Here is a 24,639-nt window from a genome sequence, read left to right as displayed (position 1 = left end):
ACGCGTGCCGCGCTCCAGCCTGCCCCAAGTTCTTTTCTTTAAGCATGACCCGTGCCAGAGCGGCTTGGCAATCCCTTTTCTCAAGGTTTGTGCGGCTGAACACGCAAGTGGACCGGACATGCTGCACCGCATCTAGGCGGATTCTTGCCGATGGGCTTGAGAGGTCGGCGGTATTCCGCCGATGAGCCGGACCCGATTGACCGCCCGCTGATCTCGAGCAACGGGCGTTTTGTCAGAAACGGCCCAAGATGCTCGATCCTTCACAATCGATCAGCTTTGGGCCGGCAATCGAATCCGATTGACCGCCCGCTGATCTCGCTGATCTAGTCGCGGCTCAAGCCAAGACGCGCCATCTTCTCGTTCAAGGTCCGGCGCGGCAGATTGAGGTCTTCCATCACATCGGTGATGCGGCCGTTGTGGCGGCGCAGGGCGCTTTCAATCAGGGACCGCTCATAGGCATCCATGAGATCTTTCAAGCTGCCGCCGCCTGCGACCGGCCCCGTGCTTTCGCCTGTCACCAGCGCCTCAAGCGGCTTCGGGCTGACACCTGCGGTCAGGACAAAACGTTCGGCCGCATTGCGCAGCTCACGAACGTTTCCCGGCCAGTGGTAGGTCTGCAGAAACGCCTCGTCCCGCGCAGAGCAGGCTGGAACCGCCATGCCGTACTGAGCGGCAAACCGGTTCAAGAAGGTGTCGAACAACAGGAGGCTGTCCCGGCCACGCTCGCGAAGCGGAGGAACGGCGATTTCAATAGTGTTCAGACGGAACAGCAAGTCTTCCCGCAAACGCCCATCTGCGACCGCTGCCCGTGGCTCGGCATTCGCAGCGCTGATCAAGCGGATATCAACCGGCACAGGCTTGGTGCCGCCCAGGCGGTCCACCTGGCGCTCCTGCAGAACCCGCAGCAGTTTCGGCTGAAGGGCAAGCGGCATGGAGACGATTTCATCCAGGAAGAGAACCCCGCCAGAAGCCGCCTCGATCCGCCCGATGCGCTGCCGGTCCGCGCCAGTGAAGGCCCCGGCCTCATGACCGAACAATTCCGCCTCAACCATCGCTTCGGGAAGTGCGGCCGCATTGATCGCCATGAACGGGCTGTTTTTCCGCGGACTATAATCGTGAAGCGCCTGCGCAATCACTTCCTTGCCGGTGCCGGTTTCCCCGGTGATCAAGACCGCCACATCGGTTCCGGCAAAATGGAGGATCTGCTGCCGCAACAGTTGCATCGCCGGACTGGTGCCGATCAGTCGGCTTTCCAGGTTCATCGTGTCGGAAATGCGCGTTTTCAGGCTGCGGTTTTCCAGAACCAGCGCGCGCCGGTCGCAGGCTCTCTTGACCACCTCGGCAATGTGGTCCGGATCGAAAGGTTTTTCGACAAAATCATAGGCCCCGGTGCGCATGGCTTCGACCGCCATCGGCACATCGCCATGACCGGTTATCAGCACCACAGGTAGATCGGCGTCGATCTCCGCAATGCGCCGCATGAGATCGAGACCGTCATCGGCGCCCAGTTTCACATCCGAGACGACACATCCGCGGAATTCGGGCGACAGATGCGCCAATGCAGGTGTCGCCGCGCCCACTTCTATGGTCTCAAAACCGGCCAGCCGGATCCACTGGCGCAGGGCCGCGCGCATGGAAGGGTCGTCATCGACGATTACGACGGAGGAAACGGAGACGGGTTCTGTCATTCTGCGGCTTCTGTTTCTGCAATCACGGGCGCAGGGTCTGCCTGAGGCTCGGGGACGGGAGCGGGCAGGCGCAGAACGAAACGAGCGCCCTTTGGGGTGTTGGGCTCTGCTGAAAGACTGCCGCCCAGGTCTTCTGCAAGGCGCATGGAAATGGCAAGGCCAAGCCCCATCCCCCCGGCATTAGCCTTGGTGGAAAAGAACGGATCGAAAATCCGCTCCTTCAGGCCGTCGGGAATGCCCGGACCGTTGTCGCCAACGATCACGATTGCGCTTTCGTCCCCTGTCCGTGTTTCCAGCCGGACCTCGCCATCCGCCTCACCGGCAGCTGCTTCGGCCCCGTTGCGCAGCAAATTGACCAGCACCTGCTCAATGCGCAACGGAGCGGTCTCCAGAAGGATCGGCTCGTCCGGCAAGGACAGGTGGAGACGGGTGCCGGTTTCCTGGAACCTTGGCCGGGTAATCTTCTCAGCTGCCCGGATACTGTCCCGCAAATCCACCTGCTTGATCTGGCTTTCGGCCGGCCGTGAAAAGCGCTTCAGCTCCTGGGTGAGGCTTGCCATACGCAATTGCAGCGAATCGATCTCGTCCAGGTTTTCCGATGCCGTTCCAACGTCGCCTTTTTCGAGAAACTTGCGGGTGCCGGCCACGAACATGCGCAAGGCGGCCAAGGGCTGGCTGAGTTCATGCACAACGGCGGCCGACATTTCACCAACCGCTGCCAGCCGGTTTGAGCGGGCAAGGCCCCGTTGTGCTTCCAGAAGCTGGCGTTCCACCCGCCGCCGCTCCTGAACTTCATCAATCAAGCGGGTGTTCAACTCTTTCAGTTCATCGGATTCCTGGCGCAGGCGCACAGAGGTCTTGCGCAGCCTCCGGCCGCGCAAAAACAGAACCACAACGGCGTAAAACAGGCAAAGCGCAAAAGCGGTTGTCCAGATCGGCAGCGCGCTGGCGCGGGTCTCCTCAATCGGGACAAGGTAGTGGAGGTTCCAGCCGAGCAACCCGACAGGTGCAACATTGTGGCGGTAAAGCGCATCATCAATGCGCAGGACGTGATCGGCGGGAACAGGATCGGCGCTGACCGGACGCAGATCCTCATTGGCATATTTTTGCGAGGCGAAGATGCGCGCCAGCACATCTTGCGGCAGCGCGGACAAGGTCCGGTAACGCCAGTCCGACTGGCTCGACAGGAAGATGACACCGTTGGCATCGCTCAGGAAAACGCGCTCGCCGCCATCCGCCCAGGCATGTTCCAGCTGGCTTGTGTCCACCTTCACGACCGCGACACCAAGCGGGTCCCCGTCGACCGGCGTGGGTCTGGCCAGGAACAGGCCCGGACGGCCCGTCGTAAGGCCAATGGCGAAGAATTGCCCCTCCCGGCCTTCCATCGCCTCGGTAAAATAGGGCCTGAAGCCGTAGTTATTGCCCACGAGCGACAAGTCTTCGCGCCAGTTGGAGGCCGCGAGCGTCGTTCCGTCCCGGTTCATCACATAAAGAAGATCGGCCCCGGAGTTCTCCGCCATTTCTTCCAGAAACTGGTTGGCACTGTCGACAGGGTGGCCCAGACCCAGCGCGGCCGTTGCCCTTGGATCTCGCGCAATCATGTAAGGCAGGTAGCGGAACTTCTGGTACTCGCCGAGGATTGTCTGCCGGTAGAGGGTCAGCCGTTCACCGGCCTTGCGGTCGACGCGGTCCCGGTCCAGCTCTTCGAACAGCTGTACCAGAACAAAAGCGGCGCCAACCAAAAACACGGGCGGCAGGAGAAGAAGGAACCAACGGGATACCATGGCGCTATATTGCGGATTTTTTTCCGCTTCGCCAGAGGAGCACTGCAATCGCTGCTATTGAATTGATCCGGGTCAAGGAGCTGGCATATCAAAGCCCTATGATTTTTGACGAGGGCCGCTCTTCGGTTTCCGGCCCAAGGAGGACTAAATGCCGATCAAGGATATTTTGACTGTTTTGGATCTGGCGGGAGATCAGCCGGCTGCCAAGTATGCGCTGGAATTCGGCCGCACCTACGACGCCCATGTCACTGGACTGGCCGTGTCGTTTGAGCCTGTGGTTCCGGCCTTTGCCGCAGCACCCATGCCCGTTGACTATCTGCAGGCGGCTCACGATCAGGCGATTGCGGCTGCCAACGAGGCCAAAAAGGAATTTGACGAGTTCGCCCGTCTGGCAGGTACCAAGACCGAAAGCCGGCTGGCGGAAGTGCTCACGGGCGGCCCTCTGGAATCGGTTCTGGTTCATTGCCGTCCCACCGATCTGGTGGTGATTGGCCAGGCCAATCCGGACAAGCCTGAACCCATGCGCGAGATCTTGATCGAGACCATTCTGTTCGAGAGCGGCGCTCCGGTTCTGCTGGTTCCATATATCGGCAGCAAAACCTTCCAGCCGAAAAATGTACTGATTGGCTGGGATGGCAGCTCCACGGCGACCCGCGCCATCCATGCTGCCCTACCGGTCCTTGAAAAGGCGGATCAGATCACCGTTCTAGTGATTGAAAAGAAAGCCTCGAAAGACGGTGGCCAGCCCGGCGCGGATGTCGCCAACTACCTGGCCCGCCACAACATGAATGTGACCGTAAATGTTGTCACGAATCCCCAGACAGGGATTGCCGACACGGTTTTGAACCATGTGTCCGACAACAGCAACGACCTCATCGTCATGGGCGGATATGGGCATAGCCGGATGCGGGAATTCCTGTTTGGCGGGGCAACCCGCGAGATCCTGGAATCCATGACCATTCCGGTGCTGATGGCCCACTGATCCTTTCACGTTTGCGCTGCAAAACCACGGATGCCAAAACTGGTGTCCGTGGTTTTTAACTGTCTTCAAACTCCGCTATGGTTGCGCCAGTTGACGGCATCGGGAAAAGGCAGACACGGTGACCATTCGCAATCTGGAAGGTTTTTTTGATCCGCGTTCAATTGGTGTGATCGGGCCCTGCCGGCATCCTGGCGTCCTGACGGTAAAACTGATTGCCTGTCTTCAGGACATCGAGGCCGGACACACCGTTACCCTGATCGGGATCGATCAGGATGTTCCCTTCCACGGTGTGAAAGCGGCCTCCCTCGATGACCTGAACGAAATGCCGGATCTGGTCATATATCTGGCTAAGGCGGAGGAGCTGCCCGGTGTGATCGGCAAGCTCGGAGCGGGCGGAACCCGTGCGGTCCTGATCCCCTCGCCCGGATATGAAAGCTGGCCGGAAGACCTTCTCCAGGCCTGCCGGGAGGCGGCGCGAACGACAAACCTGCGGCTGCTTGGTCCCGGCAGCCTCGGCTTTGCGGTTCCAGCGCGCGGACTGAACGCCTTGCTCAGTGCGGAAGCACCGAATAAAGGCGATATGGCTTTCTTCTCCCGCTCGGGCGCGATCTTGAATGCAACGCTGTCCTGGGCACAAACCCACAATGCGGGATTTTCCGCCGTGGTCTCCCTGGGCGAGCGCATGGACGTCGATATCGGCGATCTCATCGACTATTTCGCACAAGACTACCGCACAAGATCGATTGTCCTTCACATGGAAGGTATCGCCGTTCCCAGGAAGTTCATCTCAGCTGCGCGGGCGGCGGCACGCATCAAGCCGGTCATCATCATCCGCTCGGGCAGAAGCCGGGACACAGGCGGCTCGGGGCGCACCCATGCCGGCCGCCTGGCAAGCACAGACCTTGTTTATGAGACCGTTTTCCGGCGGACTGGATTGCTTCGGGTGTACGACCTGGATGAGATGTTCGAAGCGCTTGAGACCCTGTCCCACCTCAGAGTGCCAAGGTGCGAGAAGATTGCCGTCATCGCAAACGGCCGCAGTCTTGCCAATCTGGCTGTTGACCGGTTGATGGATCTGGGCGGACAATTCGCGGATCTGAGCGATGACACGCGCGCAGCACTATCAGGCATTGTGCGGGATGTGCCGGACCTGTCCGCGACCCCGGCTGCGAACGGTTCGGTTATCCTCGCCGAACATGCCAGTACAGAGGACACGACGACGGCAATCACAACGGTATTGAAGGATCCGGCCGTCGACGGCGCGCTTGTGCTGCAAACGGCAAGCGCCTTCCAACCGCTCAGCGCAGTCGCCGCCGCGATAGCGGACGCAGGCGCACAGGACCGGCGGCGCACAGGACGGCGCAAGGCGCTTGTCGCCGGCGTTATCGGCGCGGACGCACAGACCCGCGAGATCCTGACCAAAGCGAAAATCCCGAATTTCACCAGTCCTGCGGAATCCGCCCGCAGCCTCATGCATCTGGTGAATGAGGCTGAAGCCCGCGAGTTTTTGATGGCGGCTCCGCCAAGCCTGCCGGCGACCTTTTCACCGGACGCGGATACAGCCCGCAAGATCGTGACCCATGCGCTCGAAGAAGGCAGGACATGGCTCTCGCCGACCGAGGTCTGCGATGTATTGACCGCCTATGAACTTCCGGTCATGCCGACCAAAATGGCCGGAACACCGGAACAGGCCGCCCGGATATCCGAAACATATTTTGCCACGCACCGGCATTGTGTGGTCAAGCTGATTTCGCCCGACCTTCCGTTCAAATCGAAGATCGACGGGGTGCGGCTCGGCCTTGAAACACCGGCGGCGGTCGAAAGGGCAACGGCCGAACTAATCGGCAAGACCAGCAGTGATTATCCAGAGGCGCGGATTACCGGTGTCTCGATCCATCCGATGCTGGAAGACCGGCACGGGCTGGAACTTTATTTGGGCGTTGCCGAAACGCCGGAATTCGGTCCTGTGATCGTCTTCGGGCATGGTGGCACCTCAATCGAGGAAAGCGAGGACATTGCCCTGGAGCTTCCCCCGCTTGATCTCCATCTGGCCGCTGCCCAGATCAACCGGACACGGATTGCCCGGCTTCTGGATGGCGGTCTATCCCGCCCCGCGCTCGACCGGGATGCTCTGGCCCAGGCCCTGGTAAAGCTCTCGCAAATCACCATCGACCTGCCCGAAATCCAGGAGCTCGATATCAACCCGATCGTCTCCCTGCCCTCCGGCCTCATTGCGCTGGATGCGCGCATGACATTGTCGAACCCGGAACGCCGTCCGGGACGCACGGGTGCATCCCGCCTTGCCATCACGCCCTACCCGAAGGAGTGGGAGCAAACGTTCACCTTGAAGGACGGACGGACTATTTTTGTCCGGCCGGTCCGTCCCGAAGACGAAGATCTTTTCAAGTCCTTTTTCGAGCGGGTCACCCCGGAGGATTTACGGCTCAGATTTTTCGCCCCGGTGCGCGATTTCAATCACCGTTTTCTCGCCCGGCTGACCCAGCTGGACTACGCAAGGGCCATGGCTTTCACCGCCATTGATACCAGCGACGGCAGCCTGCTCGGCGTTGTCCGGCTGCATGCGGATCCGGACCATCAGACCGGCGAATACGCTGTCATGGTCCGCTCTGACCTGAAAGGGCTCGGCCTCGGCTGGGCCTTGATGAAGCTGATTATCCGCTATGCCAAGGCAGACGGGATTGAGACCATCAAGGGTGAAGTCCTGAAGGAAAACACCTCGATGATCTCCATGTGCCAGGCGCTCGGGTTCACCGTGGGCACCTCACCGGATGATCCCGGCGTTGCAGTTGTCACCCTGCCCGTCGCGGGACTTCCCGAGGACGGGTGACATTGCGCGTTACTTGCCTTCCGCTGCCGCCCGGATCTGGCTGAGGGAGGCTGCCGGGGTGATGGCTTCCGGGTCCAGCTTGAGATGCAGGAGTGCCGGGGTGCCTGCCTGGCGCGCGCGCTCAAAGGCCTCCCCGAACTGCTCCGTTGTTTCAACGCGCTCACCGAAGGCTCCGTAGCTCCTGGCAAGGGCTGCAAAATCCGGATTGACCAGATGGGTTGCAGACGGGCGGCCCGGATAGTGTTTTTCCTGGTGCATGCGGATCGTGCCGTACATGCCATTGTCGATCACAAGAACAATGATGTTCGCGCCGTCCTGGCAGGCCGTGCCGAATTCCTGCATGGTCATTTGCAGACAGCCATCGCCTGCAAAGCAGATCACCTCGCGGTCCGGGAAGGCAAGCTTTGCCGCAACGGCGGCGGGCAGTCCGTACCCCATTGAGCCTGATGTTGGCGCAGCCTGCGTGCCGTAGGTGCGGAACCGGTGAAACCGGTGCAGCCAGGTCGCGTAGTTGCCCGCGCCATTCGTGCAGATCGCGTCTTCTGGAAGATGGCCCTCCAGCCACTCCATGACGCCTGCCATTTGCAGGCTTCCGGGTGTTTGCGGCCGGGCACCGGACCAGGTCAGATAGTCTTCATGCGCGGCCTTGGCAGCGCCCGCGCCCTTGAGTTCCGCCGGGGGCTGCAGACCTTCAGCAGCCTTGGCAAACGCCGTTGGGCTTGCATGGATCGCGGCGGACGCCCTGTAGACGCGGCCAAGCTCTTCAGCGTCCGGATGGACATGCACCAGCTGCTGGGCGGGGGCCGGAATGTCGAGCAGCGAGTAGGACTGGCTCGGCATTTCAGATAGACGCCCGCCAACCAGCAGGATCAGATCGGAGCTCTTGACCCGCTCGATCAGCTTCGGGTTGGCGCCAATCCCGACGTCACCGGCATAGTTCGGGTGCAGATTGTCGAACAGCATCTGACGGCGGAAAGAGCAGGCGACCGGCAGGTCGAAGCGTTCGGCAAACCGGGTAAAGGCCGCGACCGCGTCTTTTGACCAGCGGCTGCCGCCCAGGATGGCGATTGGTCTTTCAGCCGCCCAAAGGCGTTTTTGCAGATCCGCCATCTGGGTCAGACCCGGATAGGTTTCTACCTGGCTCCAGGCAGGTGGCTGCGGGGCCACGGCTTTTTCGACCAGCATGTCTTCGGGCAAGGCCAGAACCACGGGCCCCGGACGGCCGGAGGTTGCCACATGATAGGCTCTGGAAATGAATTCCGGCATGCGCTCCGCATGGTCGATTTCGGCCACCCATTTGGCGATACCGCCGAACATCTGCCGGTAGTCAACTTCCTGGAATGCCTCGCGCTCGCGCATGGCCCGCTCGATCTGGCCGATGAACAGGATCATCGGCGTGGAATCCTGAGCGGCCACATGGACACCGGCGGACGCATTGGTCGCGCCCGGACCGCGGGTCACCATGCAGATGCCGGGTTCACCGGTCAGCTTGCCATGGGCTTCCGCCATCATCGCAGCGCCACCTTCCTGGCGGCATACGGTCACCGGTATCTCAGTATCATGGAGCGCGTCCAGCACGGCCAAATAACTCTCGCCCGGAACACAGAAGACGCGTTTTGCCCCGTGAAGGCCGAGTGCCTCCACCAGCAATTCGCCACCGGTCTTCAAGGCGTCGGACGTATGTTTCATTTTGGCTGATCCCAGTGTTGTAAAGGCTCAGTCATTCTATAGCGTATGAAACATGCCCCCGGCAGACCGGAAAATCAGATTATTTGGCAATAAGGTCATTCCGATTGGTCGGAAATTGCCGGCCCGGACACGCACAGCGCATGTCCGGACCCGCAACATTGGCAGCACTCGGCAGCCGCCGGTCCTAAACCGGCTGAACCGTGACGACCTGAAACGTATGCAGGTCGCCATCTTCGTCCTTGATGGAGACATATTCACCCGGCTCGAACGCATGCGTGCCGAACCGGTAGCCCGCCTCGTCATCATCTTCGCCGTCAATATCGTAGTGAAATGCCCACGACCCACCTGGCCGGTGGATCAGGTGGCCGATTTCCTCAACCTCATCGCCCCAGAACCGTCGCACGCGGCAATGGTCACGCTCCTTTTTCCAGAGCGCTGCATCAATGTGGCCGGTTTCGTCCAGAGGCGCTGTGAACTCATAACCATGGCGGGCGGAGCCTTGCGGATACTCCTTGGTCCGGGCCAGGTTCAGCCTGATCTTTTTCAACGCCGGATAGTCGCTCATATGAGCCTCCCTTACTGACAAATCACCCTATATGTGCCACAGCACGGGCACAGCACATTGAGCAGTATCAAACCCGAAGCATGGCCTTTGGGGCAGAATTTCCTGAAGGCCAGCAAAAGGATACGGTATGGCGCATGCTTCTGACCAGACTGAAGCCCTGAACTTTCTGAACGCCCTTCCGGCCCGGGACCCGGCGCGCCCTGACGTGATGCGGATCGACACCCATGCGAATGTCGTTTTTCTCGCCGGTGCGCTCGCCTACAAGGTCAAGCGCGCGGTCACGTTCCCGTTTCTGGACTATTCAACACTGGCCTTGCGGAAAGCGGCCTGCGAAGCGGAGATCACGGTCAATCAGCCGAACGCGCCCCAGATCTACCGCCGCGCAATCCCCATCACACGGGAGGAAGACGGCCGCCTTGCCTTGAACGGGCAAGGAACACCGGTCGAATGGACCGTGGAGATGAACCGGTTTCACCGCACGGACGAGCTGGACATGATGGCAGCGGACGCCCTTTTTCCAGACACCTTGTCTAACGATCTTGCCGCGATGATGGTAACGGCCCATGACGGCGCGCCGCTCAGGAACGGGGCGGGCTTTTTCGCCGAACTGGAAAGCTATGTGGAGCAGAACGAGGCCGCTTTCCGGGAGTTTCCCGAATTGTTTGCCTCTGAAGACGTGCGGCACCTGACCGAGACCGCCCGCACGGTTCTGGCCTCCTTGAAGGCCCTGATCCTTAAGCGCGGTGAAACCGGCCTGGTCCGGCGCTGCCACGGGGATGCGCATCTGCGCAACATCGTGCTTCTGGAAGGAAAGCCGGTCCTGTTCGACGCAGTGGAGTTTTCCGATGCGATTGCCACCGGCGACGTCTTGTACGATCTGGCCTTCCTTCTGATGGATCTTTGGGAACGCGGCCAGCCCCGCGCCGCCAACCGGGTCTTTAACCGGTATCTCGATCAAAGCCGCCTTGAACACGGCACCGACGGATTGGCGGCCCTGCCCTTTTATCTGATGATGCGCGCCGCTATCCGCGCCAAGATTGCGGCCAGCGCGGCCGCGAACCAGACCGATCCGGACGAACGGCAACGCCAGGAGGACCAGGCGCGGGCCTATTTCGGCTATGCCTGCCGGTTTCTTGAACCGTCCCGGCCGGACCTTCTGGCCATTGGCGGCCTGTCCGGAACGGGCAAAACCACACTTGCCTATTCGCTGGCGCCTGATCTTGGCCGGGCACCGGGGGCACGGGTTCTGCGCACCGATGTCATGCGCAAGCGCCTCTATGGACTGACGGAAACCGAAAAAGCGCCCGAGGCCGCCTACACCAAGGAAGCCTCCGCGAAAGTCTACGAGGCTTTGGACAGCGGCATTCAAAATGTTCTGGCCGCCGGTCACAGCGCGATCTACGACGCGGTCTTTGCCGATCCCGCCGAACGGGAAAAAATCGAAGCCGTGGCCCATGCCGTCGAGGCTGCCTTCACAGGCCTCTGGCTGGAAGCGCCGCCGGACACCCTGAGGACCCGCGTGGAGGCGCGGAGCGGCGATGCCTCGGACGCAACCGCGCATGTGGTGGACACCCAGCTGACCTACGACCTCGGCCGGCTCACCTGGGCCAGGATCGATGCCGGAAACGGCCCGGAGGAAACAGCGAACCGCGCCCGGTCCGTCCTAAAGCTGAGTTGATGACCACTACATCCCTGCGGCTCTCAGGGCGGCGGCGGCTCCGGCGGCGCAGAAGACGGCTATATACTCCTTGCGAAGCTTGATTTGCGCGGCCGCGGCAACGATCAGGCACAGGCCCACTGCCAGTCCGCCTTTCAAGACAATCGGCAGGATGGTGGAGACAATGATGGCGCCGGGCAGCGCTTCCAGACCCCGCCGCACACGGTCGGTGATTGGAAGCCGCCCCATTACCCAGTAGCCGCCCGCGCGGAGCGTATAAGTGATGGCGGTCATGCCGAGCACGGCCATGACAAACATGGCATCTGCTGAAAACAATCCGTCAGTCATCGAGATAAGCCCCCGCCAAAGCACCAGCGATTGCGCCGGTGAAAATGCTCCAGTACCCGCCAACAAGCGCCCAGGTGATACACGCGACAGCACCTGCGACCAGCCAGCTGACCGTTTGCCGCTTTCCCTTCCACAAAGGTACAAGCAGGGCTGCGAAGAATGCCGGCAGGACAACATCAAGACCGAACACTTTCGGATCTGAAATCAGGCTTCCGGCAAAGTATCCGGGAATGACCGAGACCGACCAGACCGACCATGTGAACAGGCCGCTGCCCAGATAAATGCCCCAGTCCCGGGTGCCCTTGTCATATTCGGACAGGGCAATCAGCCAATTGAGATCTGTCAGAAAGAACAGTGACGGGTAGGTGTTGCGCGCCGGCACCTGACCCAGCCACGGGCGCAGGCTCGCCCCGATCAGGAGCATGCGCATGTTAACGGCACCTGTCACGCCCACCATCGCGATCAGGCCGCCCCAGGTGAGTGGATCCTTGTAGATCTCCATGGCAACGAACTGGCTGGCGCCTGCAAAGACCAGCGAGTTGATCATGAGTGTTTCCAAAAAGGTCAGGCCTTTTTGCGCGGCCACCGTCCCGAAGACCATGCCCAGCGCAATGATGCCGGGAAAGGCGGGAAAACACAGCGCAGCACCGCGCAGGCAGCCGGCCGGAGAAATATGTACCTGTGTCGTGGCCATCGTTGCCGGTTCCACCTTGAAAAAAGTTGCTTCATGCAACCTTTACATCCGAACCGTCTGATTTTCCAATGAATTGATTTGATCTACTCATGAGCGGTTTGGGTGGTTGCGGCCATTCGCAGGCGGACCCCAAACCACCCCCGGCCGCACGCGCATGGGCAGGGCCAAACCGGCCTGGCCCTTTAGGTTTGTGTCTGGCGGACGCCTGCTTTGCCGGGCCGTTTGCCCAAATTGCCCGGCCATGCCATGAGCTAGACCATCACGTCGTAGATCATGCGCGCTCCGGTGAAACCCAGAAACAGAGCAAATATCAGCTTCAGTTTGGACGGATCGATGGCATGGGCGATCTTCGCGCCGAGCGGGGCCGCATAGGTCGAGGCCGGGATGATCAGGAAAAAGCCGATCAGGTTGACATAGCCCAAGGAGAAGGGCGGACGGCCCTCCACACCCCAGCCGAAGAAGATCGACATCAACGTGCCCGGAACCGCAATGATCAAGCCGATGGCCGCTGCCGTTCCGACCGCCTTGCGGATCGGATAGTTGAACAGCGTCAAGGTTGGCACTCCGAGCGTACCGCCGCCGATCCCCATCATGACGGATATGCCGCCGATCAGGAAACCGAGTGTTTCCTTAATTGGCGTTCCGGGAAGTTTGTCGGCAAGGTGGGAGCCGTCCTTGCGGATCATCATGTTGGCGGCCACGGCCAAAGCCACAATCCCGAAAATGAGTGTGAGCGCGCCGCCGGAAATGTTTCCGGCCAGGGTTGCCCCGGCCACAACGCCCAGCGCAATGGCCCACCACCAGCGCTTCAGGAGATCCATGTCGACACTTCCGCGCTTGTAATGCGCCCGCGCGGAAGATGTACCGGTCGCCAGGATTGTCGCAAGCGACGTTCCAACGGCAACATGCATGAGCACGCCAGGGTCGATCTCAAGGGCGGTGAACATATAGTAGAGCACCGGGACAATGACGATGCCGCCGCCAACACCCAGAAGACCGGCAATGATACCCGCCACAACACCCGTTGCCAGCAGCGCCAATGCCAGCAGTCCAAGAGACAAAAAGCTAAGATCTTCCAAAGCGCACCCCTGCCGCCCATTCCAAACGGCCAGACAATAGCCATGCTGCCGGAAAAGGCCAGCGCGCATCACTCTTTCCTTTCAGGAACAAATTGAATGTGACGCAGGAAAGACACGCATTCCGGAAAAATGAGCAAACCACACGCTGAGAATGTTCGTCCGGCGGCTGGTCGTTTAAAAGACCGGGCGAGTTCAAAAGGAGGCCGAATGCCCGCCCATCTTGCGGTTTATACTTTCAACCAGTTCATCGCGCCCTATCAATCGGACGCCATCAAGGGGTTTCGTGATGCCGAGCCCGGCGCGTTTGCCGAAATGGACCGCGCCCACGGCTTCATCGCCCGCTCCGGGTATGACGGCGAGGACGGTCCGGAAAGTTGGGGAACCCAAGTGTTTCCCAAATGCTGGGAGAACCTGAACGGTGACGGCTGGGCGCCGTCCACGTTGTCCGTTTGGGAAACGATGGAGGTCCTGATGGCGGCGACCTATCACGGACACCATGGACATGCCTACCGGCAGGGCAACATGTGGCATCTCGCAAGACCCGGCATTCCGGAATTTGTCCTGTGGTGGATCCCGGCTGGGCACCGGCCAGACTGGAGCGAGGCGGTCAACCGGTTTGAAGACCTGATGGACAATGGGCCAAGCGTCCGGGCATTTTCATTCAAGAAGGCTTTTGCTCCAAATGGCCAGGCCATCAAACCGGATGCTGCGCGCGTGAAAGCCATCGCAAGGGAAAACCGGGCCCTTGCAGAGAGCGGTGAGGCGTTCACCCGCCCTCGGATTGTTCACAAAATGACGACTAATCGTTAAACGCCAGGGTCATTGTACAGAACGGTGATTGTGACGATCTTATGCCCAACAGCGCGGGACATGCCCGCCAGGACTTGGAAAGGATCACTCTCATGAACCAGATTTATCGCGCCTCTGACGCCCGCGGCGATGCCGATTTCGGCTGGCTGAAAAGCAAGCATACCTTCTCGTTCGGCTCCTACTTTGATCCGAACTATATCGGTTTCGGCGCCTTGCGCGTCATCAACGAGGACCGGGTTGCCCCGTCCGCCGGGTTCCCGGCCCACCCGCACCAGAACATGGAGATCATCTCCTATGTCGTGTCCGGCGGGCTGGAGCATAAGGACAGCCTCGGCACCGGGTCGGTGATCCGTCCGGGCGAATTGCAGCGCATGAGTGCGGGCACCGGTGTCCGCCACAGCGAATACAACGCATCGGACAAGGACCCGGTCCACTTCCTCCAGATCTGGATCGTGCCGGAGCGGGATGGGATCGAACCGAGCTACGAGCAGAAGGCCTTTCCGGCTGACGGCCGCGAAAACGCCCTGCGCCTGATCGGCTCGCGGGATGGCCGCGACGGGTCCGTTACCATCCACCAGGATGTGGACCTTTACACGTCCCTTCTCGGGGCCGACCGCAGCCTTGCCTACGACATCAAGGCCGGACGCAAGGTCTGGATCCAGCTGATCAAGGGCGCCTTGTCGGTGAACGGACAAACGCTGACCGCCGGTGACGGCCTTGGCCTTTGGGACACCGGCGCCATTTCCCTGACAGCACAGGAAAATGCCGATTTCCTATTGTTTGATCTCGCCGCATAAAGCGGAAACAGGCTCAAATTGTCCTCCCCCTCTCCTCCTCGGAGAGGGGGATAGTTTTCAGGAGATTTCAATGATCGACACTGCGACACCAACCATCACCCTTGAACATGAAGGTGCGAAAGGCCGCTATGTTGCCGTTGTCAGCGGCATTGCCGACCCGGCGGAGCTCACCTTTTCCGTTGTGAACGAAAATCTGATCATTGCGGACCATACTGGCGTGCCAGACGCAATGCGGGGAATGGGGATCGGCAAGGCCTTGGTCGAGCGGCTTGTGGCGGATGCCCGCGAAAAGAAGATCAAGATCGTGCCGCTCTGCCCTTATGTGAATGCGCAGCGGCAAAAACACCCGGAATGGGCGGACGTTTTTCAGGGATAGGGGCCTGCCGTCCAGCTTATCAGCTTGCCTGTGCGGCGGATGGCGGCTCTCCGTCTTCGGGGATCACCACATTGGTCGGAACGCCGCAGCCGCGTAGCGTGTAGAGACTGTTGGTCAGGACTTCGCCCGCCTGCTCAAAGGCGGCGGCCGTGATGTCCGGCCCGGCGGCGCGAATGCCGTCGGCTGCCTGGCGCAAGCCCTCAAGATTGGTGTTCAGTTGAGTGAGCTGGCGCAAAAGCGCTGGATCGGCTTGCAGGTTTGCGCTTTGCAGCCGGTCCGAAATCTCTTTCAACCGGTCGTCCAGACCTTCCAGATTTTCCTTGAATTCGGCCGGCGTGACCTGCAGCCGGGCGAGGGTCGCCCCGGTCACGGCACCGGCCACTCGTGTTCCAGCCTCATCGACCCGGTGAAGCACCAGAAGAACAAGCACACAGGCGGCGATGATCAGGAGCGCCGTTGCGTTGATCAGGGCCAGCAGCAAATTTCCGGGCAAGCGGATCAGCCGTCCCCAAAGCCCCAACCGTTCCTTCGCCATGTCCAATCTCCCATGCCCTTTGACTGCAGCAGATGCGGGAGACTAACAGCTTAAGGTTAAAAAGCTTCGCGGGCCCTGTCCGGCATGCGCACGGCAACCAGCTTGGAGTTTTTTGGGGGACGTTTTCAGGAATGGTACAGACGAGTGGATTCGAACCACCGACCTTCGGAGCCACAATCCGACGCTCTAACCAACTGAGCTACGTCTGCTTAAAGGCATGGTCTTTGGCGCGGAGCAAACTGCCCGGCCCGCCAATGGCTAGCGCGTCTTCTACCCTCGTTTTTTGAACGCGGCAAGCCGGAATCTTGTAAAATTTTCAGCTGTTGAAAAGCAAATGCCCGGAGCGGTGTGCTCCGAGCATTGCGCATTCTGTCAGGACTGCCTTTTCGGCAGTGAAGGCCTTAGTTGACCTTCAGGTCCTTGAAAGACTTTTCCATGGCTTCCTTGACCGGAGCGGAAACGTCGGTGCCGAGTTTGGTGGCCAGTTCGTGCATTTCCTTGCTCTGGGCGCTCAGCGTGTCGAACTGCTGGCGTGCAAAGGTGGACTGCAGCTCAATGGCTTCTGCCAGGGTCTTCACGGACATGATGTCCTTCATGAAGGTGAAAGCGGCATCCGCATTGGTCTTAGCTGCGTCAACGGCCTTGTGGTTGAACTCGACAACGCCCTGACGGGATGTTTCGAATGTATCTTCCATCAGGTCTGTTGCGTCTTCAGCAGCAGTCTTCATTTTGGAATAAGCTTCCCGTGCGTTCTCGATGCCTTTTTCAGTGGTTTCGCGGAACATAGCCGGGACTTCCATTTTCGGCATTGCGAAAGCTTCGAAATCCGGGAACGCAGCAGGAGCAGCCGGTGCTGCCTTTGCGCGTGTCGCACGGGTTTTCGGAGCGGCTTTTTCAGTTGTTGTAGCGTCGGTCATGATCTCATCTCCTTGAGTCCGGATGCGATCATTGGTGTTTGGTACTCCCGCCGAACCCTTGTCCGGCGGACCCTGTCGTCATCCGCAGGCCCTTACATAAGGCATCCTATGTTGCATTGCAATATTTTTTTGCACTGCACAATGAGATTTACGTCGGGTTTCCGGATTTTTTTTGTCCGCCCGGCGGCGGACAGCAGCTGACAGGATTGCGTCAACCCTTGGAGCCATGACCAGTACACCACCGGAATTGAGACCCGGAACAGACCGCCTGCCAAAGACCCACAAAACACAATGACGCACTTTTTAAGTGCATATCGATCAATTTTCAACTTTCATCGGATGTGTTTTATGCACTCACCCGGCTGTGGCGCGGCCAGACGCATCACTCCCTATCCAATCAGCTTTGGGCGGAAAACCGGGTCCGGATTACCGCCCGCCGATCTCGAGCGTCGGGGCGTTTCGTTCAAAACACCCGCTGCTCGACCACGTCACAACCGAGCAGCGCGCCGCCCGCCGGGAGCAAGGTTCACTCAGGTTTGCGAAAAGCCCTTGGCCGCGTCCTGGACCGTCTTGGTCGCTGTATTGGAGACTTCGCGCGCCTGCTCGCCAAGCGTCTCCATCTGCTTGCGCATGTAGTCCTGCTGCAGCTTCATCATGTCTTCCACAGTGCCCGCTTTCACAAGCTCCTGGGCGAATTCGAACGCCGAGTTGACCTGTTCCTCGGCAAAGGTCAGGGCCTTCTTGTTCACGTCGGCAGCACCGGCCTGCATGGCATTGGCACTGTCTTCCACATTGGTCACTGCCTTGTGGGTTGCCCCCATGAAATCGTCAAACGCCTTGCGCGCCTGATCGACGCTCTTGTCGGCGAAATCGCGCATTTGGTCGGGGATCTCGAAACCGGGCTTGTTCGTAGTCATATCGGCACTCCTCCAGTGGCAGGCTCGAAAAAATCATGCAGGATCTTTACTTGCCAAAAATTCGTAACACGCAGATGGCAATCCGGCAAATTACCCTTGGCCCAATTAACCACGCCTTCATGTAAGCCCTTTACTGGCCATGGTTTACATGGACGACGTCCGGGATTGCTTGTATTAACGGAGTGTTAACACTGCGGGCAGATCCGGCAGCCGCGCCCCCGTCAACACGTGTCGAAAGACAAGTTTGGAGCACAGCTATGGACAACCAGATCCTGTCATTTTTGGAAATGACTGCGCTTAGTGATCTGGCACCGCTCATCAATGACAAACGTGCGGCATGGTTGTGGTCCGCTGACGGGTCCAGGATCCTCTGGGCGAATGCCGCAGGGGCTGCTTTCTTCTCCGCGCACAAGGCGTCTGACCTTGCGGCCCTGAAAACATTGGAACGCTCGCCGGCCCGCCCGCATATCGCGCGCATTGCCGCCTCCGGCCAAACCGACCGCTTCAGCATCGACAGGCTGCGCTTTTACAAAGGCCTGCGGGTGATGCTGCTGACCTGCCAGTGCAAGCGGCTGACGCTTGACAATGGCGATGACGCGGCCCTGATCGTGTGCGGCGATAACGGCCTGGCCCTGACCAAGGATCCGGTCGCAAGTTTCGCGGCCATGCTGGCCGGGACCGGACAAACCGTTTTTGTGCTCGACCAGGACCAGGTCGCCAGCACGGCCGGCGCTCTTTCCGGTGTGCCGGAAAATCCCGAGCTCCTGGAAGACCAGCCGGCCCTGTTCGGCCCGCTGGACCTTGAAGGTACTTTTCACGACGGCGTTTTGCTGCGTTCGGACTCGGGTCACAGGATCATCGTTCTGTCTGATGACCCGCTTGAAGAAGACCTGGAAAGCGCTCAAGACGCAGCGGATGAGGCCGGGGCTTCCATGTGGGTGCGCGCCGATGACGAGGATGCCGGAGAGCGCGCCACCGCTGCCCCTGAAGGCTTCGCACCTGAAATCCCTGCTCCCGATGTTTCTGTCCCCGATGTTCCTGTATCTGAACACATCGACCTTGACCCGGCGGGCGTTGAGACCGGACACGACGTGCCAGACACCGAAAGTTTGGACGAAGACGCGGTGGCCAGTCCGGTGTCCTCAGCTCCCGTTGAAGACGATGCGCCGCCAAGCATTGAAATCACTGCGTCCGATGATCCGGCACCCGCGGACACAAGTGCTGATACTGTAGATGAACAGGCTCCGGGTCCTGAGGCCGCCGATCTGAATACCCCTTTGACCATCGCAGATCAGACTGCTGCCGGACGTGCCGCAGACAGCACCAAGGGCACCGAAGCCGAACCGCCGGTTGATACGTCAGATGAGGCAGCCGCCGCCGATCCACAGGCAGAGGACACACCAGAAGAGCCTGGCGCGGACGCCACCACTGAAGATACTGACAGCAAGGCGCAGGACGAAACCCACACCAGCGACGGTTTTGTATTCCAGCCGCGCCGCCGGCCGGTCCGCTTTGCCTGGAAAATGGACATCGACCAGCGGTTCACCTTCCTTTCGGACGAGTTTTCCGACGTGCTGGGACCGGAGGCCACAGATATTGTCGGTCAGTCCTGGGCGGAAGTTTCCGAGCGCTTTGACCTCGACCCGCGCGGCACCATTGCCCGGGCGCTCGACCGTCGCGACACCTGGAGCGGCAAGACCGTAAACTGGCCGGTCACCGGGGCGGATCTGCGCGTCCCAGTCGACATGGCCGCATTGCCTGCCTTTGACCGGGATCGTCTGTTTGAAGGCTATCGCGGGTTTGGTGTGTGCCGTACGGCGGATGCGGTCCAGGACACGCGCGCGGTCCCCCTAAGCCCGGCGCTTGCCGCGTTTGACGAGGATTTTGCGACCAGCCGCCGGGAGGCAGATCCGGAGGACGAGGACAAGCAAGAGACTGTCGAAGAGGACACCACAGCAGCAGAGCCTGTCGCATCGTCTGAGCCGGAAACACCATTGGTGGACAGCGCTGACAGCGATAGCGCGCCCGAAGATGATGATGCGCTCGCCCTGAACGAAAAAGACATTGTGGAGGATGAGGCGGCAGCGGCTGCGGCTCAGTCGCTTGATGCAGCGCTGGAAGCTGAGGACGCTGCTCCGGAAGCGGACACCGCCCCGGAAGGCCCAGCTTCACCTTCACCAGACGAGGGCAAGGACACGTCTGCGGCCGCAGAGGCACAAGAGTCCGTTGATGACCTGAAGCCGGCGCCGCCTGCGACCTTCGCCGGTAAGACCTTCATCGGATCGAGCGCGGCCGCGCTTGTCGGCTCCCTGGCAAAGTTCACCGGCCGTCCCGCCCCAAAAGCAGAGACACCTGCGGCGCCAGAAAGCTCCGGCAGCGCCCCAGAAACCACCGGCACGAAAACGCCTGACCCGGCTTCAAGTGATCTGCCCGCCGAACCGGACGACGATGCTGCACAGGCAAACTCATCCACAGATCCAGAGCCCGCCGATGCGGAGGATCAGGGCTCTGAGGCACCGGGCGCCATGCTGGACCAGAAGATGGCCGATGCGGATTTGCCAGCAGCTGATGCGGGAGACCGTGGAGATGTGAGCGCCCCCGCAGCTGAAGATGCTCCGGTATCCGCACCCTCCGAAGATGCAGCCGCTGAGGGGGACCAAACGGCCCTTCCGGCAGAACCGCAGGATGATGCAAGTGCTGCCCGTCCTGACACAAATCCTGTCCAGCCGGACGAGAGCGCTGTAACTGCAGCCGCAGAGCCCGATGCAGAGCCGAAGGATGCACCGGCGGAAACGGTCAAGACGGAGACGGAACCAACCGGTATTTCCGGCCCTGCCCCGCTTGCCCCGGCCGAAATCGAAAGCGCGGTGAAGTCACTCGCAAAGACTTACAGGACGGACAAGAAAGAGCCGCGAACGCCCACCTCGCTCTTGTCCGGTGACACGCCGCAATCTGTCGAGCCGGAGCCTACGCCGAGAGACTTTTTCGAAGACCCGGCGGATGAACCGGACTTTGACGGCACGGCCGATGATCTGTTGGCGGCGGCACCGGATGCCGAGGCACCGGATCTTGAGGACGCTTCCGCCGATGACACAGCGGCGCCGGAAGACAATCCTGAGTTTGAAGACACCCAGAAGACCGATGACGCCGCAGCTGACGCGGACGAGCGGGAGTTCTTTGAAGAGACGGCTGCCTTTGAAGGTGAAGAGCAAACGGCCCAAGAGGAAGACAGCGCCGCTCCAGACAAGCAAGCGGCGGACGATCGCCCTGAAGACGATGACCGCCCGGTCACCGGCAAGGTGATCCCGCTTGCAACCGCAGTGCCCCGTGTTGTGCCGGTCGATACGTCCAGCCTGTCCCGGCCGGAACGCCAGGCCTTCCGGAAAATCGCCGAAGCCCTTGGGGCGCGTCTTGAAGGCGACCTGGCAGACTGGGATGCGCCGGACCCGGAAGAAACCAAGACCGTTGACGATCTGGCCGCAGAACTCCCGCCGGAAGTGCCCGAAGCCGGGCCGATTGATCCGTCCTTGCTGGACCGGCTGCCGATTGGCATTGCCATCGTTCACGAGCGCGAAGTGCTTTACGGCAACAAGGCCCTTTTGAAACTGCTGGGCTACACCTCGCAAGCGGCCCTGCGGGAAGCGGGCGGCCTGGAAGCATTGTTTATCGATGAGACGGAAGACCTGCCGGATGCCGACGGCATGATGGACGGTGAGGTCGACGAACCCATGAAAGTGCGCCTTGCCGATGGCGGCGTGCGCTCCGTCGATGCGCATATGCATTCCGTTCCCTGGAACGGCGGGCGCGGCTTGATGGTGTCGATCACGGAGCGGCCGTCAAAGCCGCAATCCCTTGAAGCATCCGCCCCGGCCTCCCCCAACTTCTTTGCTGAGGTGCGCGGCGAGCTGGAAAGCGCGCGCAATCAGATCGCCGAGATGGACACGATCCTGGAAACGGCAACGGATGGTGTATTGGTTCTCGACGACAAAAGCATCATCGTGAAGGCTAACGGGTCCGCTGAAGCCCTGTTCGGCGCAGGCCGGGCCGATATGATCGGGGCGCCCTTTACCGACTTCCTGGCTCCGGAAAGCCACCGCGCCGCCGCCGACTATCTTGACGGGCTGTCGCGCAACGGCGTTGCCAGCATCTTGAACGATGGCCGGGAAGTTCTCGGCAAGATCCCGGCTGGTGGCCTGATCCCGCTGTTCATGACCATGGGCCGGATCAGCGCAACCAAGGAAGATCCGAAATATTGCGTCGTGCTGCGCGACATCACTCAATGGAAGACGGCTGAAGAAGAACTGACCCATGCCAAGCGGCAGGCGGAAAACGCCAGCTCGGCAAAGTCCGATTTCCTCGCCAAGATCAGCCACGAGATCCGCACCCCGCTGAACGCGATTATCGGATTTTCCGAAGTGATGATGGAAGAACGCTTCGGCGCCATCGGCAATGACCGCTACAAGGATTACCTGAAGGATATCCGGACGTCCGGCTCCCACATCATGAGCCTGATCAACGACCTTCTGGACCTGTCCAAGATCGAGGCGGGCAAGCTCGACCTGAAATTCGCCGCTGTCTCTGCCAACGAGATCATCAATGAGTGCGTTGCCCTGATGCAGCCGCAGGCGAACCGGGACCGGGTGATCATCCGCGCAAGCCTGCCGGAATCCGTGCCGAATGTGGTGGCTGATCCGCGCTCGCTCCGCCAGATCGTCCTGAACCTTCTGTCGAACGGGATCAAATACAACAAGTCGGGCGGCCAGGTGATCCTCTCGACCACGCTGGAGACTTCCGGCGAGGTTGTCATGCGCGTGCGCGATACGGGCACAGGCATGACCGCCAAGCAGCTGGCCGCAGCGCTCGAACCGTTCCGCCAGCTTCACACCGCCAGCCGAAGCGGGGGCACCGGTCTCGGGCTGCCGCTGACCAAGGCGCTTGTTGAGGCCAACCGGGCAAGTTTTCACATCGATTCCACTCCGGACCAGGGCACACTTGTGGAAATTACCTTCCCGACACAACGGGTGCTGTCCGAGTAAAAAAGCCGGACCACAACGCCTCACCCCAAGACGTTTAACTTGACGCTAGGGCTCCAGTTTGTCACCTAGGGCATCAAGGCGCGCGGCAGTTTTTCGCCGCCATTGAACCAAAACGCATGCGCTGGAGATTTGAAAGGGGCGTCCGCTGACAGACGTAATCGGTCAGAGTACCGTTGAAGACGTTGCCGAAAAAAGCATGCCCACCGGAACACCGAGCTGGCCATTGTCTGCCGGTGCACTTCTGGCCGCCGCAGCGTGCCTGCTGCCGATGGCAGCTGTGCTTCTTGCCGCGGTGACCGGTTCCTTGGAGACGCTGAGCCATCTCGCGGACACGGTCTTGTGGCGCTACACATGGACGACCGCCGTGCTCGTGGTTCTGGTTGCCCTATTTACGGCGGTGATCGGCACCGGAACGGCCTGGCTGGTGACCATGACGCGTTTTCCGGGCGTCCGGGTGTTCGAAATCGCGCTCGCCCTGCCGTTCGCCTTTCCGGCCTATGTCATGGCCTATGCCTATACGGATTTTCTCGATCATCCGGGCGCGGTTCAGACCACCTTGCGCTCTGTGTTCGGCTGGGGGCCGAGGGACTACTGGTTTCCCGAAGTCCGCAGTGTCGAAGGGGCGGCCATCATGCTCACCCTTGTGCTTTATCCTTACGTGTATCTGCTCGCCCGCGCCGCCTTCTTGCGCGAGTCGGCGACAGCCAATCTGGCGGCCCGCACCATGGGACGCGGCGCGTGGGGGGCCTTTTGGCATGTGTCCCTGCCCATGGCCCGCCCGGCCATTGCAGGCGGTGTGCTTCTGGCGGTGATGGAAACGATCGCAGATTTCGGAACGGTGAGCTATTTCGGGATCCAGACCTTTGCAACCGGCATTTATTCGAGCTGGTTTTCACTGGCCGACCGGGGCGCTGCCGCGCAGCTGGCGCTCTGCCTTCTGGTTTTCGCCCTGTTTCTTGCGATCCTGGAGAGGATGCAGCGCGGCGCCGCGCGCAATCACCATGCGGGCAAGCGGTTTGAACTGATGCCCCCGCATATCTTGACCGGATGGGGCCGCATCGGCGCCTGGGCCGCCTGCGGCCTGCCGGTTCTGTTCGGGTTTGTGCTTCCCCTGGTTCTGCTGTTCGAGATGGGCCTGCGGTCTGAACAGGATCTTTTCTCGCAGCGCTATCTCGGCTTCATTCAAAACTCGGTTATCCTTGCAGGCACCGCCGCCGTGGTCACCGTCACCGCTGCCGCGCTGATTGCCTTCAACACCCGGCTTCATCCGGTGCGCCTGTCCTTCATGGCGGGTCACATCAGTCGGATCGGTTACGCTGTGCCCGGCGGGGTGATCGCGGTTGGACTGCTGGTGCCGTTCGCCTTTCTCGACAACAGCATCGATGCCCGCATGCGGGAGTGGTTCGGCATTTCAACCGGTCTGATTTTCACCGGCACCATTACCGTCCTCGTGATGGCCTACATGGTGCGGTTCATGGCGGCCGCGCTCAATACGGTCGAGGCCGGACTGGGCACCGTCAATCCGAACACGGATGCAGTCGCCCGCACGCTTGGCAGGTCACCGCTGCGGATGGTCTGGTCCGTTCACATGCCGATCCTGCGCCCGTCCGTTTTCACGGCGCTTCTGATCGTCTTTGTCGATGTCATGAAAGAGCTTCCGGCGACCTTGATCATGCGGCCGTTCAATTTCGATACGCTGGCTGTTCAAGCGCACCGGCTGGCGTCCGACGAGCGGCTTACAGGCGCTGCCGTTCCCTCGCTTGTGATTGTCGCGGCCGGCCTGCTTCCGGTGATCCTGGTCTGCCGGTCGATTGCCCGCCAAAAACGCCACCGCCAGCCATCCTAACGGACTGATAGATCGCTTTCCCATTCAGGGGCGGCTGACCTGGATTAGCTTTGGGCGTTCCTGAGAAAACG

18 protein-coding genes and 1 tRNA gene are annotated in these 24,639 nt (G+C 60.6%); 8 read left to right on the top strand and 11 right to left on the bottom strand.

Annotated elements, in window-relative coordinates:
- Window positions 1-323: 323 nt before the first annotated feature.
- Both E1180_RS19150 and E1180_RS19145 read right to left on the bottom strand, forming a co-directional pair.
- Entirely contained in the window at window positions 324-1,688 is a 1,365-nt protein-coding gene (locus E1180_RS19150; protein ID WP_155193772.1) for a sigma-54-dependent transcriptional regulator, read from the bottom strand.
- The gene (locus E1180_RS19145; protein ID WP_155193770.1) at window positions 1,685-3,472 is read right to left on the bottom strand and encodes a sensor histidine kinase; all 1,788 of its coding nucleotides are present in this window, start codon (window positions 3,470-3,472) and stop codon (window positions 1,685-1,687) included. The genes E1180_RS19150 and E1180_RS19145 overlap by 4 nt, the downstream gene beginning before the upstream one ends.
- A gap of 148 nt (window positions 3,473-3,620) precedes the next feature.
- Here E1180_RS19145 and E1180_RS19140 point away from each other — a divergent pair, with 148 nt between their 5' ends.
- On the top strand, window positions 3,621-4,454 hold the full coding sequence (locus tag E1180_RS19140) for a universal stress protein (protein ID WP_155193767.1): 834 nt from the start codon (window positions 3,621-3,623) through the stop codon (window positions 4,452-4,454).
- 118 nt (window positions 4,455-4,572) lie between these two features.
- A complete protein-coding gene (locus E1180_RS19135; RefSeq protein ID WP_208997253.1) occupies window positions 4,573-7,302 on the top strand; it encodes a bifunctional acetate--CoA ligase family protein/GNAT family N-acetyltransferase in 2,730 nt (909 codons plus the stop codon).
- A gap of 9 nt (window positions 7,303-7,311) precedes the next feature.
- Here the strand turns inward: E1180_RS19135 and E1180_RS19130 are convergent, their stop codons facing one another.
- Both E1180_RS19130 and E1180_RS19125 read right to left on the bottom strand, forming a co-directional pair.
- Window positions 7,312-8,991 carry a thiamine pyrophosphate-binding protein gene (locus tag E1180_RS19130; protein WP_155193765.1) on the bottom strand — a complete coding sequence of 560 codons (1,680 nt, stop codon included), beginning with the start codon at window positions 8,989-8,991 and terminating at the stop codon, window positions 7,312-7,314.
- Between the two features lie 184 nt (window positions 8,992-9,175).
- A complete protein-coding gene (locus tag E1180_RS19125; RefSeq protein ID WP_155193762.1) occupies window positions 9,176-9,556 on the bottom strand; it encodes a hypothetical protein in 381 nt (126 codons plus the stop codon).
- A 127-nt stretch (window positions 9,557-9,683) separates the two neighbouring features.
- Here E1180_RS19125 and E1180_RS19120 point away from each other — a divergent pair, with 127 nt between their 5' ends.
- Complete coding sequence (locus E1180_RS19120) at window positions 9,684-11,234, top strand: bifunctional aminoglycoside phosphotransferase/ATP-binding protein (protein WP_155193760.1); 1,551 nt, start codon at window positions 9,684-9,686, stop codon at window positions 11,232-11,234.
- 6 nt (window positions 11,235-11,240) lie between these two features.
- Here E1180_RS19120 and E1180_RS19115 read toward each other — a convergent pair whose 3' ends face one another.
- The 3 genes from E1180_RS19115 to E1180_RS19105 form a co-directional block, all read right to left on the bottom strand.
- Window positions 11,241-11,561 carry an AzlD family protein gene (locus tag E1180_RS19115; protein ID WP_196220648.1) on the bottom strand — a complete coding sequence of 107 codons (321 nt, stop codon included), beginning with the start codon at window positions 11,559-11,561 and terminating at the stop codon, window positions 11,241-11,243.
- Entirely contained in the window at window positions 11,554-12,255 is a 702-nt protein-coding gene (locus E1180_RS19110; protein ID WP_155193757.1) for an AzlC family ABC transporter permease, read from the bottom strand. The genes E1180_RS19115 and E1180_RS19110 overlap by 8 nt, the downstream gene beginning before the upstream one ends.
- A gap of 251 nt (window positions 12,256-12,506) precedes the next feature.
- A complete protein-coding gene (locus E1180_RS19105) occupies window positions 12,507-13,334 on the bottom strand; it encodes a sulfite exporter TauE/SafE family protein (protein ID WP_155194077.1) in 828 nt (275 codons plus the stop codon).
- 207 nt (window positions 13,335-13,541) lie between these two features.
- Between E1180_RS19105 and E1180_RS19100 the strand changes: the two genes are divergently transcribed.
- The 3 genes from E1180_RS19100 (at window position 13,542) to E1180_RS19090 (ending at window position 15,317) form a co-directional block, all read left to right on the top strand.
- Window positions 13,542-14,144, top strand: coding sequence for a DUF3291 domain-containing protein (locus E1180_RS19100; protein ID WP_155193755.1), 603 nt, complete (start codon window positions 13,542-13,544; stop codon window positions 14,142-14,144).
- Window positions 14,145-14,236: 92 nt separating this feature from the next.
- Window positions 14,237-14,941 (top strand): pirin family protein, encoded by a 705-nt coding sequence (locus E1180_RS19095; protein WP_155193753.1) that lies wholly within the window; start codon window positions 14,237-14,239, stop codon window positions 14,939-14,941.
- A gap of 70 nt (window positions 14,942-15,011) precedes the next feature.
- On the top strand, window positions 15,012-15,317 hold the full coding sequence (locus E1180_RS19090; RefSeq protein ID WP_155193750.1) for a GNAT family N-acetyltransferase: 306 nt from the start codon (window positions 15,012-15,014) through the stop codon (window positions 15,315-15,317).
- A 19-nt stretch (window positions 15,318-15,336) separates the two neighbouring features.
- On the opposite strand, the gene E1180_RS19085 is transcribed toward E1180_RS19090, so the two are convergent.
- From E1180_RS19085 to E1180_RS19070, 4 genes are all read right to left on the bottom strand, one after another.
- A complete protein-coding gene (locus E1180_RS19085) occupies window positions 15,337-15,852 on the bottom strand; it encodes a hypothetical protein (RefSeq protein WP_208997251.1) in 516 nt (171 codons plus the stop codon).
- A 132-nt stretch (window positions 15,853-15,984) separates the two neighbouring features.
- Window positions 15,985-16,061: transfer RNA gene (locus E1180_RS19080), tRNA-His, on the bottom strand.
- 192 nt (window positions 16,062-16,253) lie between these two features.
- Window positions 16,254-16,769, bottom strand: coding sequence for a phasin (locus E1180_RS19075; RefSeq protein ID WP_155193748.1), 516 nt, complete (start codon window positions 16,767-16,769; stop codon window positions 16,254-16,256).
- 530 nt (window positions 16,770-17,299) lie between these two features.
- Window positions 17,300-17,686, bottom strand: a complete 387-nt coding sequence (locus E1180_RS19070) for a phasin (protein WP_155193745.1) — start codon at window positions 17,684-17,686, stop codon at window positions 17,300-17,302.
- Window positions 17,687-17,943: 257 nt separating this feature from the next.
- On the opposite strand from E1180_RS19070, the gene E1180_RS19065 reads away from it, so the two are divergent.
- A complete protein-coding gene (locus tag E1180_RS19065; protein ID WP_155193743.1) occupies window positions 17,944-22,722 on the top strand; it encodes an ATP-binding protein in 4,779 nt (1,592 codons plus the stop codon).
- A gap of 196 nt (window positions 22,723-22,918) precedes the next feature.
- Window positions 22,919-24,568 (top strand): ABC transporter permease, encoded by a 1,650-nt coding sequence (locus E1180_RS19060; RefSeq protein WP_155193741.1) that lies wholly within the window; start codon window positions 22,919-22,921, stop codon window positions 24,566-24,568.
- Window positions 24,569-24,639 lie beyond the last annotated feature (71 nt).

Source organism: Roseibium denhamense, from assembly GCF_009711415.1.
Classification (GTDB): domain Bacteria; phylum Pseudomonadota; class Alphaproteobacteria; order Rhizobiales; family Stappiaceae; genus Roseibium; species Roseibium denhamense.
Note: the sequence above shows the minus strand (reverse complement) of the source record. Positions and strands in the feature narration are given on the sequence as shown.

Bases quoted from the DNA above. Each gene is read 5' to 3' on its own strand.
- E1180_RS19085 (WP_208997251.1), bottom strand. From the start codon at position 15,852: ATGGCGAAGGAACGGTTGGGGCTTTGGGGACGGCTGATCCGCTTGCCC.
- E1180_RS19090 (WP_155193750.1), top strand. From the start codon at position 15,012: ATGATCGACACTGCGACACCAACCATCACCCTTGAACATGAAGGTGCG.
- E1180_RS19115 (WP_196220648.1), bottom strand. From the start codon at position 11,561: ATGACTGACGGATTGTTTTCAGCAGATGCCATGTTTGTCATGGCCGTG.
- E1180_RS19065 (WP_155193743.1), top strand. From the start codon at position 17,944: ATGGACAACCAGATCCTGTCATTTTTGGAAATGACTGCGCTTAGTGAT.
- E1180_RS19060 (WP_155193741.1), top strand. From the start codon at position 22,919: ATGCCCACCGGAACACCGAGCTGGCCATTGTCTGCCGGTGCACTTCTG.
- E1180_RS19070 (WP_155193745.1), bottom strand. From the start codon at position 17,686: ATGACTACGAACAAGCCCGGTTTCGAGATCCCCGACCAAATGCGCGAT.
- E1180_RS19150 (WP_155193772.1), bottom strand. From the start codon at position 1,688: ATGACAGAACCCGTCTCCGTTTCCTCCGTCGTAATCGTCGATGACGAC.
- E1180_RS19145 (WP_155193770.1), bottom strand. From the start codon at position 3,472: ATGGTATCCCGTTGGTTCCTTCTTCTCCTGCCGCCCGTGTTTTTGGTT.
- E1180_RS19140 (WP_155193767.1), top strand. From the start codon at position 3,621: ATGCCGATCAAGGATATTTTGACTGTTTTGGATCTGGCGGGAGATCAG.
- E1180_RS19075 (WP_155193748.1), bottom strand. From the start codon at position 16,769: ATGACCGACGCTACAACAACTGAAAAAGCCGCTCCGAAAACCCGTGCG.
- E1180_RS19120 (WP_155193760.1), top strand. From the start codon at position 9,684: ATGGCGCATGCTTCTGACCAGACTGAAGCCCTGAACTTTCTGAACGCC.
- E1180_RS19095 (WP_155193753.1), top strand. From the start codon at position 14,237: ATGAACCAGATTTATCGCGCCTCTGACGCCCGCGGCGATGCCGATTTC.
- E1180_RS19125 (WP_155193762.1), bottom strand. From the start codon at position 9,556: ATGAGCGACTATCCGGCGTTGAAAAAGATCAGGCTGAACCTGGCCCGG.
- E1180_RS19110 (WP_155193757.1), bottom strand. From the start codon at position 12,255: ATGGCCACGACACAGGTACATATTTCTCCGGCCGGCTGCCTGCGCGGT.
- E1180_RS19100 (WP_155193755.1), top strand. From the start codon at position 13,542: ATGCCCGCCCATCTTGCGGTTTATACTTTCAACCAGTTCATCGCGCCC.
- E1180_RS19130 (WP_155193765.1), bottom strand. From the start codon at position 8,991: ATGAAACATACGTCCGACGCCTTGAAGACCGGTGGCGAATTGCTGGTG.